This window comes from Eisenibacter elegans DSM 3317 (assembly GCF_000430505.1).
Classification (GTDB): domain Bacteria; phylum Bacteroidota; class Bacteroidia; order Cytophagales; family Microscillaceae; genus Eisenibacter; species Eisenibacter elegans.
Window position 1 is genome coordinate 1 of the sequence record NZ_KE387152.1, and the last position, 13954, is coordinate 13954.

Consider the following 13954-nt stretch of genomic DNA (forward strand, 5'->3'; position numbering starts at 1 on the left):
GGCAGCCATGCCCTCCGGTCTCGGGGGTGGGGATTAAGGGACAAATCGCAAGACTAACCGCCCCGTGAAGGTTCGAGTCCTTCCCTTACAGCCAGTGTTTTTAATGGCAAAAATACCCAAACATTACACCCGTTTGCCTTTGGCAAGCGGGTTTTCAAATGATTTTTTGGCAAGGGGAAAATTGTCGGTACTTAGTAACCGAAAGTAGGAGGGACTTTTGGGCAAGTGCCAATAAATCCATAATTTTGCTGTGCGTTTGGCATTCTCATTTCTCAATCCCCTACTCCATGTCTAAAATCATCATTGCTATCGATGGATACGCAGGTTGTGGCAAAAGTACTACTGCCAAGCAGGTAGCGAAAGCGCTCAACTATGCCTACATCGATACCGGCGCTATGTATCGCGCAGTTACACTTTACTTCCAAGAGCAGCAAGTGCCTCTTGATAATGTAGCGGCTATCGATGCAGCGCTCGAACAGATAGACATCCGTTTTGAGGCCAATCCCGCCCAACAACGCAATGAGACTTTCCTCAATGGACGCAATGTCTCCAATGAAATCCGAAGCCTGAGCGTTTCGGAGCAGGTGAGCGAAGTAAGCGCGCTCCCTGCTGTACGCAAAGCCATGGTTGCCCAACAACAACGAATGGGGCAAGCAAAGGGGGTCGTGATGGATGGGCGCGACATAGGCTCCAATGTATTCCCCGAAGCCGAACTGAAAATCTTTATGACTGCTGACCTAGAAGCTCGCGCCCGCCGCCGCCAAGTAGAGCTGCAAGGCCAAAACCAATCGGCTTCGCTCAATCAAATCGTAGAAAACCTACAGAAAAGAGACTTCTTGGATACTAGCCGCGCCGAAGCCCCGCTTACCCAAACCGCCGACGCAATAGTCATCGATACCACCACACTGACGATTGCCGAGCAAACCGACCGCGTATTGGCGCTTGCCACACAAATCCTTGCCAAACAACAAACAATTTGATTCAAACAAATTGTTACCTCTTTGAGAATAATTCACCTAACCCACCCTCCTAACGGCACTGCAAGGTGTCTATGTGTATGCTAAAAGTAACCATCGATAAAAATTCAGGCTATTGTTTTGGTGTGGAATATGCCATCCAAATGGCTGAGGATGCACTCGACGAAAGCGGGCAGCTCTACTGCCTTGGAGATATTGTACACAATGATAAAGAGGTTAAGAGGTTGAAATCCAAAGGATTGCAGGTGATTTCGAGAGAAGAATTAAAAACACTACACGACTGCAAGGTGCTGATTCGCGCTCACGGCGAGCCTCCCGAAACCTACCAAACCGCCCTCCAAAACAATATAGAGCTGATAGACGCTTCGTGCCCTGTGGTACTCAAGCTCCAAAATCGCATCAAAAATGCCTATGACAAAGCCACCGACGAAGCAGGGCAAATCGTCATCTATGGCAAAGAAGGCCACGCAGAAGTCATCGGGTTGAATGGCCAAACCAACCAAGAGGCCATTATTATCACTACGCTCGAAGACCTCGACAAAATCGACTATACTCGCCCCGTTACGCTCTTCAGCCAAACAACTAAGAGTACCCAAGGGTTCTATCAAATAAAAGAGGTCATCAGTCAACGCATCAAAGCCCACCACCCAACACCAGAGGCGGTCTTGTTTGATGCTAACGATAGTATCTGTAGGCAAGTTTCCAACAGAGAGCCACAGCTCGAACAGTTTGCCCAACAACACGATGTCATCCTGTTTGTCAGTGGCAAAAAAAGCTCCAACGGCAAAGCCTTGTACCAAGTGTGTAAGCGCTACAACGAACGCAGCTTTTTTATTGAAGACGAGCAAGATATTCAGCCCGAATGGCTCGAAAACACCGAGACGGTGGGCGTTTGTGGCGCTACCTCCACGCCCATGTGGCTGATGGAGCAAGTGGCCAACTTCGTAACAGATACCCCCGCGCACAGCCTCTCATAAAGAGGCCAAAAAGTAGCTTTAGGCAACTGATTTTCTTGCGAATAAGTGCCTCCCAACTAAGGAAATATCGGATAATTTTATATTTTTGCATCAAATTCAACGAAATTTATATCATTGAACCCTGATGAGAGTTAACATACGCAAAGGCTTCGACATTAATCTGAAAGGCAAAGCCGCCAAAACCTTGGTGGAAGATGTGCGTCCCAATTTGTACGCGCTACAGCCTACTGATTTTGTGGGTATTAGCCGCCCCAAAATACTGGTTCAGCCCGGTGATAACGTACAGGCCGGTACGCCCTTACTTTTTGATAAGTTCAACCCTGAAGTAATGTTTACCGCTCCGGTCAGCGGCGAAGTTACGGAAATAGAGCGTGGCGACCGCCGCAAGCCCTTGGCCATCAAAATATTGGCGGACAAGGAGCTGAGCTATGTCAGCTTCCCCAAGTATGACCTAGGGTCGCTGGCTGGTGTTTCGGCAGAAGAAGCACGCAGCAGCTTGCTCAAAAGCGGTGTATGGGTCAACCTAATCGAGCGCCCCTTTGGCTTGGTAGCCAACCCCGAGCACACGCCCAAGGCAATCTTTATCTCAGGTTTTGACTCTGCGCCCCTAGCTCCTGACTATGAGTTTGTTTTCAAAGGCCAAGAGCAGTACCTACAAGCAGGGATTGATATCTTACAAAAGCTGACTCCGGGCAAAATCCATATCAGCACCCACACCCAACAAGGTGCCGGCTCCATCTTCAAAAAGCTCCAAAAGGTAACCCATCACGAATTTGCAGGCCCACACCCTGCGGGGAACGTAGGTGTTCAAATCCACCAAATAGACCCCATCAACAAAGGGGAATATGTATGGACAGTTACGCCTTATGGACTTCAACAAATCGGACGATTGTTCTTGGATGGCCGCTATGATGCCTGCAAAGTGATTGTGCTTGCCGGCTCAGAGCTGAACCAACCCCAATATTATAATATCATCAATGGCGCACAACTGAAGCCATTGCTCCAAGGCAACGTAAACAACAGCAATGTACGCGTAATCTCGGGCAATGTCCTCACAGGCACCAAGACCAGCGAAGAAGGATTTTTGGGCTTCTACCACACTCAAGTAAGCGTATTGCCCGAAGGCAACCACCATGAGTTCTTGGGCTGGATTCTGCCCAGCACCAAAAAGCTGAGCTTCCAGCGCGCTTTTGGCCTGCTTTCATTCCTCAATGGCAAAAACCAAGAATATGTGATGGATACCAACCTCCACGGCGAGGAACGCGCATTCGTACAAACGGGTGTGTTTGAGCAGGTACTCCCAATGGATATCTATCCAACCTTTTTACTCAAGGCCATCTTGTCTCGTGATTTCGAAGCGATGGAAGAGCTTGGTATCTATGAGGTGCTAGAAGAAGACTTCGCCCTCTGCGAGTTTGTGGACGTTTCCAAAATGGAAATCCAAGCCCTTATCCGTGAAGGTTTAGAAGCACTACAAAACGCCTAATCTTCACATCACTAGCACACTGTTCGTATTTCAATCATAAGCGTATATACTGATGCAATTCATTCGTAACATACTTGACAAACAAAAGCCGCTCTTTGAAAAAGGCGGCAAATTGGAGCGTTGGTATCCGGCTTTCGAGGCATTTGAGACTTTTGCCTTTGTGCCCAACCATACTGCTCCTGCCAAAGGCGCACACGTTCGCGATGCCATAGACCTCAAACGGATGATGATGACTGTCATTATCGCCATGGTACCCTGCTTGCTTTTTGGTATATGGAACGTAGGCTATCAACATTATTTGGCGCTTGGCCAAGCAGCCTCTTTCGTAGACATGATGATTGTCGGTGCTATCAAAGTACTGCCACTGGTCGTGATCTCTTATGGAGTAGGGCTAGGGATAGAATTTGGTTTTGCGGTGATGAAAGGCCACTCTGTCAATGAAGGATACTTGGTCAGCGGAATGCTTATTCCGCTCATTATGCCCGTAACAGTGCCCTTGTGGCAGGTAGCCCTCGCTACTGCCTTTGCCGTAGTGATTGGCAAAGAAGTATTTGGAGGTACAGGGATGAACATTCTCAACGTTGCCATGACGGCACGCGCCTTCCTATATTTTGCCTATCCTGTCCGTATGGCCGGTAGTACAGTGTGGACGTATGTACCCGAAGGTGCTACAGTGGTCAACGGATATTCTGGCGCTACAGCGCTAGGTGTTGCTGCCGAGAAGTCCAAACAACTTTATGATGCAAAAATAGCCGCCATACAAGCCAATGGGACTATTCCTTCTATTGAGGGGGCAATAGAATCGAGCTTTGCTACAGACTGGTGGGCTGCCGATATGTACTCGGCCTGGAGTATGTTTATTGGTACTATCCCCGGCTCTATTGGCGAAACCTCTACCTTGGCCTGCTTGATTGGCGCGGCCATCCTCATCATCACTGGCGTAGGAAGCTGGAAAATCATCGTAGGGGGCTTTGCTGGTGCTTATGCGCTTGCCGCAGCATTTTATGCCCTAGCACTCTATACAGATGCGGGCACTGCTTATATGGCGATTCCACCGCATTATCACCTGATTATGGGAGGTTTGGCCTTTGGAATTGTTTTTATGGCTACTGACCCCGTAACAGCTACCCAAACAGAAAAAGGAAAGTGGATCTATGGCTTCTTGATTGGCGCGCTTACCGTACTCATTCGCGTATTTAACCCTGCATATCCCGAAGGAATTATGCTGGCAGTATTGCTGATGAACGTATTTGCCCCCTTGATTGATTACTATATCGTAGGTGCCAACAAAGCCCGCCGCTTGAAGCGCCTCAAACTTAAAGCTGCCTAACCCATGAATAAGAACTCGAATATATACGTAACGCTCTATGCCATAGGGCTGACAGTCATCTGTGGCGCATTGCTGGCCTCTGCCTTTGAGGTGCTCAAACCCAATATTGCAGCAAACCAAGCTTACGATTTGCGCCGCAACGTGCTCTTAGCTTCTATTAAGCTCGAAAAAGGTGATAACGTAGATGCTATTTTTGAAAAGCGTGTGAAGACTTTGGTCATCAATGCCAAAGGCGAAATAGTAAAAGGCCAAGACGCTGAAAAGGTAAACCTAGCCGAAGAATATCGCAAAAAGCGAGAAGAACGCATCTACCCAGTATATATATTGGGTAAGGAAGGCAGCCCCGATGTAGTCGAAGCCTATATTATGCCCTTGTATGGCTTTGGCCTATGGGACAATATCTTCGGGTATGTAGGTATTGATACCGACGGCGAAACCATCAAAGGGGTAGTCTTTGGCCACAAAGGCGAAACTGCCGGCCTTGGCGCACGCATTACCGACAATGACATCCAACGCCGATTCATCGGTAAGAAAATCTTTGAAGGAGATAAGCTTACCCCCGTAACGATGGTCAAAGGAGAACGCGGTGGCGGAGATGTCAGCATCAAGGCCTTTGCCGACCAACCACACCAAGTGGACGGAATGTCAGGCGCTACCCTTACTGCTGAAGGCCTGTCTAATATGCTTGATGATTACCTCCGTGGTTATGAAGCCTATATTCGCGCTGAGCGTGCCAAAAAAAGTAAAAACTTATAACCTATTGATAACCCATGGCAGAAGTTGCAGTAAAAGAAGTTAAGAAAAAAGAAGCGCTTTTTTCAAAACGTAATAAAACCATATTTGCAGACCCTTTGAGCGATAATAACCCGATTACTGTACAGGTATTGGGTATCTGCTCCGCATTGGCGATTACCGCACAGATGTTGCCCGCCGTTGTGATGAGCTTGTCGGTGATTTTTGTGATGTGCTGCTCCAGTGTATTGTTCTCACTCATCAGCCGGACCGTGCCCAAAAGCATCCGTATCATGGTGCAGCTGGCTGTTATTGCCTTGTTCGTAATCTTGGTAGACCTTTTCCTTAAGGCATACCTCTACGATGTGTCGAAGCAGTTGAGTACTTTCGTAGGACTTATCATTACCAACTGTATCGTAATGGGACGCTTAGAAGCCTTTGCCGGTAACCCCGAAAACAGTGCTTGGTCTTCTTTCCTCGATGCCCTCGGCAACGCCCTCGGCTATGCCATCATCTTGATTGCCATTGCATTCTTGCGTGAGCTTTTCGGGGCGGGCAGCCTTTTCGGATACCCTGTGTTTAATCAAGTATTTGCGCTATTCGGCTCAGAAATGACTTACGAAGGCAACGGCTTGATGTTGCTCCCTGCCGGGGCTTGCGTAGCAGTAGGGGTGATTATCTGGATACAGCGCTACTGGAACGGATACGCAGAGGCTGAGTAAGCACTGCTCAAAATACATTATCACATTCAAAAGCAAATACAATTATGAATGAGTTGATTAATTTGGGCGTAAAGTCCATTTTTATAGATAACATGATTTTTGCCTACTTCTTAGGCATGTGTTCTTACCTTGCTGTCTCGAAGCGTGTGCCTACGGCAATGGGCTTGGGCTTGGCCGTAATTTTCGTACTGTCCGTTACTGCTCCGCTCAACTGGATGATTAGCAACTACCTGCTCAAAAAAGGAGCCTTGGAGTGGGTTGGCCCCCAGTTTGCGGAAGTAGATTTGAGCTTCCTCAACTTCATCGTATTTATTGCCGTTATTGCCTCATTCGTACAGTTGGTAGAGATGATCATCGAGAAATTCTCTCCATCTCTTTATGGCTCTTTGGGTATCTTTTTGCCCCTTATTGCGGTAAACTGCTCTATCTTGGGCGGCTCTCTCTTTATGATTGGTCGGGATTATACCCTGCCTCAAGCTACTGTATTCGGCCTTGGTTCGGGTATTGGTTGGTTGTTGGCCGTATTGGCGCTGGCAGCTATCCGCGAAAAAATCCGTTATTCTGATGTACCCAAGCCCTTACGTGGCCTAGGCATTACCTTTATCTTGGTAGGTCTGATGGCCTTTGGCTTCTTAGGCTTCTTGGGCTTTAAGCTCTAATATAGCCCCGGCAATTATTGTCATAAAAAAAACCGTCTCGTAAATCGTGAGATGGTTTTTTTATGTCCAATCAAGAGATATGATTGGGCTATCTTTTAGACTTCATTTTTTGTGCCTGGCGGGCGGCCAATCGGCGTTTTCGCGCATCAGGTGTATCCGTAAAAGAAGCAAGCCACATATCGCTTTTGAGCCTGTTGAGCGGGCCTTTGACCAAGATGCACAAGGTTACAGATTGTTGGGCAGCAGCCGATACTTTATTGAGAGAGTATTGTTCGGTAAAATTATTTAGAGGCACTTTTATCATCATATCCAGCGATTCGTCGAGCTGGTAGGTTCCGCCAATAGCAAAATAAATCACACTAGTGCCGATGATCATTTCGGGGATGATGAGCTTATCTTGTTTGACTTCAAAAACATTGTTCAGCGTCGGAAAATAAACAGTCTCTAGGTCTCTATTTCTGAAAATATAGCGGGAGAGTTTGATTAGAGGAGGAAACTTGACCAACACCCCGTTGACAATCCGAATGTCGGCAATGGCCTGGGTATGGCGGCTATCGAGGTTGAGGTAGGTATCAAACTTGCCTTGCATGGTAATATCAGCCGAAAAGCGCCCACGGATGTTTTGGTCGGTAAAGAAGTGTTGGCCAAAATTTTCCATCGCCACAAAAAACTGATTGATATTGACACGGTCAATATCGGCATTGAGGGTTACGGCCAAAGAGTCTTGGTTTTGTACTTCGATAGAGGCATCTAGGCTGATAAGCCCCTCCAAGGCGTGCATCGAGAGGCGTTCGAGCTGGATACTACTATCGGCAATATGGATGGCTGCGTGGATGTCGCGGCCTTTGATTTTGCGAAAACTGAGGCTGTCGATAGTGCCTTCGAGGTCTAGATCTATACGGCTCGATGTTGCCAAGGAGTACATCTTGCTTTGCTTGAGCGCTACTGGGTTGAGCTTGCGCAAATGAGATTGGTATTTGAGCGGATTGCGATGCCCGGCTTTGTTGAGCTGAATAATCTCGCTGACATCAATGTAGTGAGATTTGAAAGCGGCCTTGAGCTGTAAGGCATTGTCTCCCAGTAGAAAAGGAGCCAGATTTACAAAGTTGCCGCTGAGGGTAAGATCGCTTTGGCCAATAGACACACGCATTTGTTGTACCTTCACATAACTGCTATCAAACTGAAATAGCCCACTTACCCCGCTGAGCGCTATGCCTAGGTTTCGAAACTTGACGTCGAGGCTGTCAGGGCGTACATACCCTTTGATGAGCATGGGCGCATCGGGGTTGTCTCGAAGGTCATTGAGTCGCCCCTTGAATACTACCATCACATCAGCGGCTCCCCGCATTTTTTCAATACCACTATTGCCAATAATCTCGAAGACGTGGGCAAGATTCAGCCGCCCTTGGCAGCGAATATCAATCTCGGGGTCGCTTAGGTCATTGATTTTCAGCTTGATATCCAAAGGTTTGCCATTGTTGAGCGCCTCTATAGATTCAAAGCGCAGCTGCGTGGTTTTGGGCGAAGGCAATACACCTTTGATGGTATTGGCAAAGCTCCCCCTGAGCTTTAGTTGGCTGAGGGTGTCTTGCAGAGGGCGATTGATGAGGAGCAAATCATAACAAGAAAAATCTACCCGCACCTGTGGTTGGTTGTTGGGAACAAACCTGCCATATAGGTTGAGGTGTGCATCGAGTGTACCCTCGCTCTCGTAGTTGGCCACAATGCTCTGGAGTCGTGGAGGGAGAAACCCAAAAGCTTGCAATAGCCCAACCTGCGGCAGGCGGACACTTAGGTGATAGCTGTTGGCCTCCCGAAAATTGATTTTCATTTTGGCTTCTATGGGCGTGTGGTCAAGCTCAAAACGCGAACTCTCTATCAGCAGTTGGTTTTGTACTATATCAAACCCTGCCTGAAGGTCGATAGAGGCGTATTTGTGTAGCAAAAAATCATTTTCAGGAACACGCCTGCTAAACGACAAGCGCTCTATGGTCAAATCGCCCCGCAGGCGGCCACCGAGCTTCCCTGTTTGTAAGCGTGCTTGGTTCAGCAAAACATCTTTGAACTGTAGGTGGATGTCGCTTTTTTTGGCGATGTTTTGTGAGCGGAATGATACCCCTACCAAACGGATACGAGGCAAGCGCCCCAGGGAAGTTAGGGTCTCTGGAAGAGACTTGGCGGGGGTATCGGTCTTGTCGCGTGGTTTTTGGATGTCAAAAAGTTTTTGGTCTTGCGCATCGTGAACGAGGGCTATCTCGCCGTTGTATAGCGTCAGGCTGTGCAAGCGGATTTTCCCACGCAACAAGGGGCGCATTTGAAGCCTGATATCTAGCGCGGCTAAGTGAACAACACTGGGACATATTTCGGGGTTCAGGCTGGGTAGGTCGATGTGGTGTAGGCGCACCCCCACACGAGGAAAGTGCCGTAGCCACGAAATACCCACATAACGAATCTGTGGGCGAACTCGGAGTTGAGCCGCGCCAAAGGTCTCTAGCTGACCCTGTGCCCACGGTTGGGCAAACCACGAAACACCTTGTAATAGCCCTTCAAAAATCAATGGCAAGAGCAAGGCCAATATCAATAGTCGCTGATAACGCTTGTTGAATCGATAGTTTCGACGCATAGGAATAGCATTCGGTCAAAGATGCTTAAACGCACTTTGCTTTATTCTGACAAAAAGATAACCAAAAAAAACTAGGTTTCGATATGTCAGCGTTTTTTTTTACCTTTGCTGACCAATGGTCATTTTTTGACCATATTCATAATTGCATTTTATTATGGCTTATATCGAAGATTATCACCAGCTCAAGGCGCTATCCGAAGCACTCCCAGTAGGGGGGGCAGGGGTGTACCAAAATTTGACCTTGCGTAGCCTGACTTTTCAGTCCAATATTGATACGGTCTTCCCCGGAGGCCAACAATATTATACCCCCAAAGCAGAAGGCATCAGTATGCAGGCTTTTTACAAAGCCTTGGCCGACAATACGCTGGATGGCATCATTCAAATCAGTGATGCTGAAATAGCCGAAAATAAATCTTTTCGATACCTGCTCTTACAGCCCAAAGAGCAGTTACGCAGTCAAGAGCTGATTATTTTCTTTCACGGCCTCAACGAAAAAGACTGGAGCAAGTACCTCCCTTGGGGGCAGGTTTTGGCCTCGCGCACAGGCAAGAGCGTGTTATTTTTCCCGCTGGCTTTCCATATCGACCGTGCCATAGAGACTTGGGTGAGCAGTAGGCCTATGAACCAACTCAGCAAAATACGTACACAGGCTTTTGATGGGCTGACAGAAAGCTCTTTTACCAATGCGGCGATCAGTGCGCGGCTACACTTGGCTCCCGTGCGTTTCTTCCTTTCCGGGTTAGCCACTTACAATGATGTGATCCAGTTGGTTACTCAGATTCGGATGGACAATCACCCGCACATCCACAACCAAGCCTCGGTCGATTTCTTTGGGTTTTCGGCAGGTGCTTTTCTGACCCAAATCCTGATGATGGCCAACCGTGGGGGCTTGTTTGAGCAGAGCCGCGCCGCGCTTTTCTGTGGAGGCAACTTGTTGAGTGATATGCGCCTGACTTCGCGCTACATCCTCGACAGCTGCGCACATCAGGCTGTGCTTGATTTTTTTGTGCGCAATCTGCCCACACACCTCGACCAAGACCCTTTTCTGCGCTTTTTGTTCCAATCGGCCAGCACAGGGGGGGCGTATTTCCAAGCTATGCTCAGCGACGGGGATGAAGCCAGAAACCGCCTGCGGCAAGACCGCTTCGAGACCCTGAGCAACCGGTTGGCGGCTTTCAGCCTAGCCAAGGACAATATTATGCTTCCCGAAGACATCCAGAAGGCGCTGCGCTTTGATACCACTACCGCGCCCATTATTCACCGCTGTTTTGACTTTGACTTTCCCTATTCGCATATGAATCCCTTCCCCATCCAACCAAAATACCAAAACGAGGTAATGCAGGCGATGGATGAAGTATTTGGGGCAATGGCGGACTTCTACACACAGAGTGCTCCCAATGCATCCACAACCGCCAAAATGCATAAAATGTCTACATTGTAGCAGCTACGAATGCGCACGGAGTAGCATAAGTTTAGTGCATTCGCAGCCAAACTGAAAGCCAAACATAGAAAAAAGTCATCCCAAAAATATTTCGGGATGACTCAGCTTTGTCCAAACACTAGACAACCGTTGGTATGTTTAACAAAAGATGTTATTCTAGGCGGGTGCTGTTGCCGTCAGGTTGGTAGATGTAGCGGAAAGTATAGTAGCCTGTGGGCATAGAAGAGGTAGGTTGTGCAGGCGCATTTTGGTAATAGCTCAAGATTTCGACCTTGGCAAACTTACCATCGTGGGTACGGAACACCAACACACGCCCCGGGATAGGCGTAATAAGGTTGTTGGATGAGTTGTAGTTGTACCAGCCATTGCCGCTACCAGTAGGAATGGCGTAGTTCTGGCCGTTATCTTGCACAAACTCACTGGCTGCTGGTACGGTCGTAACCTCTTCAAACGTAGCTGTTCTGATGACAGCTGCCGCATTGCCGCTGCGTGTCTCAGTGTCGCGGCTAGAGTTTCCCCCATTGATGATGATGGTCGTTCCTTTGAAGGCAATATCCCAGTTATTGCCCGTTACAACTTGTCCGGTAGCGAAAGAGAATTTCACAAACGGGTTTGCTTGGGTTACTTGCCCGGTCGTACGGTCTATCACATCGTTAGGTGCGTGGATGTTTTCTGCAAGGAGAGCCTCCAGTACTGGTGGTGCCTCGTCTTTTTTGTTGTTACAAGCGCTGAAGGTAGTGAGGCAGAGCAAAGTAAAAGCCACTAATCGGGTGAGATACGTTGTTTTCATTTTTGTGTTATATTTAATTAGACTTATAATAAATAATTGAATAAAAATTTTTAGAGCTGACAGCTCAAGCTAGCCCACCATAGCCTACCAGGCATATTGGGCATCATTTGTTGATTTTGTTGGTTAAGTAAGTTTTCACATCCTACTTGAAACTGGAACATCTGCTTATAGAAGCGCTTGGCAGCGGTGGCGTTGAGCGTCCAAAAGCCGGGGACATACTCGCTGTCATCATCGAGGATAAGGTTGCCGTTGCGGTCTCCAAAGCCATATCGCCCACGGTATACAGCGCGCAAGTTGGCAGTAGTACCTGTCTTTTCGTGGTTGTAGAAGAGCTTCACATTGGCCATATGCCGGCTGCGGTTGAAAAGCCCACCATAATCTTGGCGAGTGATGCGTCGGGTGATGAGTGTTTGTGGGTCGCGGCTAAAAAGCTGTCCGGCATCGATTTGATCCAATACTTCTTTGTCTTTGGCATCCAAGAACTGATACCCACCCGAAAGCGTGAACGAAGGACTGAGTACGTAGCTCAGGTCTGTTTCTACTCCTTGGGTGTAGATGGCGCTCAGGTTTCGGTAGCTGAAGATATTCTGCCCGTTGGTGCGCCGCGCTACTACTTGGGTCTCGATCAGGTCTTGGACATCATTGCGGAAGAGGTTGAGTGTCCAGCGGAGCTTGGGCAAGGGCCTGGCACGAAAGCCAAGGTTGTAGGCTGTAGAGCTTTCGGCGCGGATGTTACCCAATAGTGTAGGGTCGAGCAGTAGTTCCGAAATAAGCCCCTGGCTTTGCCACTCGCCAATGATGCGTGGCAGTTCCTCTGCCCCCAATACAGCATATCCGGCAGCGGCATTGTTGAAATTGAGGTATAGTTGGCGAAAATCAGGCGCTTTGAACCCCCGCCCTACGGAGGCCCTCAGTGCCCATTTGGGGCTAAACTCATATTGGAGGGCTGCCTTGGGGCTAATCTGGCTGCCATAAACCGAGTGCGCATCGAGGCGCGCCCCGGCGGTGATATTCCAACGCTCGGACGGAGTCCATTCATATTGGGCAAAGCCATAAATGGTTTCAAACAGCTGCTTGCGTTCATAACGGGTAGCGCTCACATCTTCCCACAGATGCCCGATGCCAAGGGTAAGGTAATGGTTTTCGTGGATGAAGTACTCTGTCTGGTTTTCGAGGCGGGTAAAGTGCTGCGTAAAAAAGGTAGCCTCATACAGGCTGTTGTCTGACTGGTAATTGAGCGCTGAGCGCGTTTGGTATTGCGAATGATAGAGCCGGAAGATGCTTTTCCAGCGCTCACTAACACGCCACTCAAGCGTGGGCGCTAGGTTGTAATCCTGTACCAAACCTTCGCCGCTGATGCGCTGCTCGGCGGCTGTTCCGCTGTTGAGAGCAAAATTACTAGCCTGTGTTTCGCTATAAAAGCGCCCCGAAAGTTGCAGTTTGAGGGCTTTATGGAAAGTATAATAGAGCTTGGTTTGGAAGGTGTAGGCCGCAAAAGGCTCTATGGTTTGCCCAAAGGTTTCGGGCGTGAAGTCGTAGCCGCCGCTGGCATAGCGGTTGGCAAAGAGGTACACACCTAAGTCCTTGTTTTTGAGGTTGATGCCTGCTGATAAGTCTGCTGTGCGGTTAGTACCATAGCGGCTGCTGAGTTGCGCACTGGTGCGGGTGGGGGTCTCGGTAATGATATTGACGACCCCGGCCAAGGCCTCGGAGCCATAGAGGCTCGAAGTAGGGCCTTTGACAATCTCGATTTGCTTGATATTGCCCACCGCAATGCGCGAAAGCTCCAGCGTACCGGCAGTGCGCCCTACCAGCGGCTCTCCGTCGATGAGGATGAGCGTATAGTCAGGGTCAAAGCCCTGCATCTGGATGCCTTGACCGTGGTTGGTAACGATGGCGAGGCCGGTTTGCTCCTGCAAAATCTCATTGAGCCGCAGGCTGCCCATCTGCCGAATTTGCGCCTGATTGATAATCGTTACCGGCATCGGGACGGTACTCAGCGCCCGCTCAGTGCGTGTAGCCGTAATGACCACATCGCTCAAATCCATTTGCCGAAGGCTGTCTCCGGTATTTTTGGCTACTTGGGCCGACAGTGTGCCGCCGTTAAGCAAGCAGATGCTCAGAAGCCCAAGGCAGCGCAAACAGCATATACAAAAACAACACTTAACACGATACATAACAGAGAGGGTTGGTGCGTATGTCCTATGATTTGATGCT

At 48.8% G+C, this 13954-nt stretch carries 11 protein-coding genes; 8 read left to right on the top strand and 3 right to left on the bottom strand.

Going from position 1 to position 13954, the window contains the following annotated elements; genetic code table 11:
- Positions 1–287 precede the first annotated feature (287 nt).
- The 7 genes from cmk to nqrE all read left to right on the top strand — a co-directional run bounded on the left by cmk (position 288) and on the right by nqrE (position 6883).
- On the top strand, positions 288–980 hold the full coding sequence (cmk, locus tag G499_RS0110265; RefSeq protein WP_026999869.1) for a (d)CMP kinase: 693 nt from the start codon (positions 288–290) through the stop codon (positions 978–980).
- Positions 981–1051: 71 nt separating this feature from the next.
- Positions 1052–1954, top strand: a complete 903-nt coding sequence (locus G499_RS0110270) for a 4-hydroxy-3-methylbut-2-enyl diphosphate reductase (protein ID WP_245576728.1) — start codon at positions 1052–1054, stop codon at positions 1952–1954.
- A gap of 124 nt (positions 1955–2078) precedes the next feature.
- The gene (locus G499_RS0110275; protein ID WP_026999871.1) at positions 2079–3440 is read left to right on the top strand and encodes a Na(+)-translocating NADH-quinone reductase subunit A; all 1362 of its coding nucleotides are present in this window, start codon (positions 2079–2081) and stop codon (positions 3438–3440) included.
- 52 nt (positions 3441–3492) lie between these two features.
- Positions 3493–4770: an NADH:ubiquinone reductase (Na(+)-transporting) subunit B gene (gene nqrB, locus G499_RS0110280; protein WP_026999872.1), complete on the top strand. Its 1278-nt coding sequence runs from the start codon at positions 3493–3495 to the stop codon at positions 4768–4770.
- Between the two features lie 3 nt (positions 4771–4773).
- Positions 4774–5526 (top strand): NADH:ubiquinone reductase (Na(+)-transporting) subunit C, encoded by a 753-nt coding sequence (gene nqrC, locus G499_RS0110285; protein WP_026999873.1) that lies wholly within the window; start codon positions 4774–4776, stop codon positions 5524–5526.
- 14 nt (positions 5527–5540) lie between these two features.
- Positions 5541–6224 carry an NADH:ubiquinone reductase (Na(+)-transporting) subunit D gene (locus G499_RS0110290; protein ID WP_026999874.1) on the top strand — a complete coding sequence of 228 codons (684 nt, stop codon included), beginning with the start codon at positions 5541–5543 and terminating at the stop codon, positions 6222–6224.
- Between the two features lie 44 nt (positions 6225–6268).
- Entirely contained in the window at positions 6269–6883 is a 615-nt protein-coding gene (nqrE, locus tag G499_RS0110295; RefSeq protein WP_026999875.1) for an NADH:ubiquinone reductase (Na(+)-transporting) subunit E, read from the top strand.
- An 88-nt stretch (positions 6884–6971) separates the two neighbouring features.
- On the opposite strand, the gene G499_RS0110300 is transcribed toward nqrE, so the two are convergent.
- Complete coding sequence (locus G499_RS0110300) at positions 6972–9506, bottom strand: AsmA family protein (RefSeq protein WP_081413751.1); 2535 nt, start codon at positions 9504–9506, stop codon at positions 6972–6974.
- Between the two features lie 154 nt (positions 9507–9660).
- Here G499_RS0110300 and G499_RS0110305 point away from each other — a divergent pair, with 154 nt between their 5' ends.
- Positions 9661–10947: a DUF6051 family protein gene (locus G499_RS0110305; RefSeq protein WP_026999877.1), complete on the top strand. Its 1287-nt coding sequence runs from the start codon at positions 9661–9663 to the stop codon at positions 10945–10947.
- 151 nt (positions 10948–11098) lie between these two features.
- Here G499_RS0110305 and G499_RS0110310 read toward each other — a convergent pair whose 3' ends face one another.
- Positions 11099–11737 carry an HmuY family protein gene (locus G499_RS0110310; protein WP_026999878.1) on the bottom strand — a complete coding sequence of 213 codons (639 nt, stop codon included), beginning with the start codon at positions 11735–11737 and terminating at the stop codon, positions 11099–11101.
- Between the two features lie 50 nt (positions 11738–11787).
- Entirely contained in the window at positions 11788–13914 is a 2127-nt protein-coding gene (locus G499_RS0110315) for a TonB-dependent receptor plug domain-containing protein (RefSeq protein ID WP_081413752.1), read from the bottom strand.
- Positions 13915–13954: the final 40 nt, after the last annotated feature.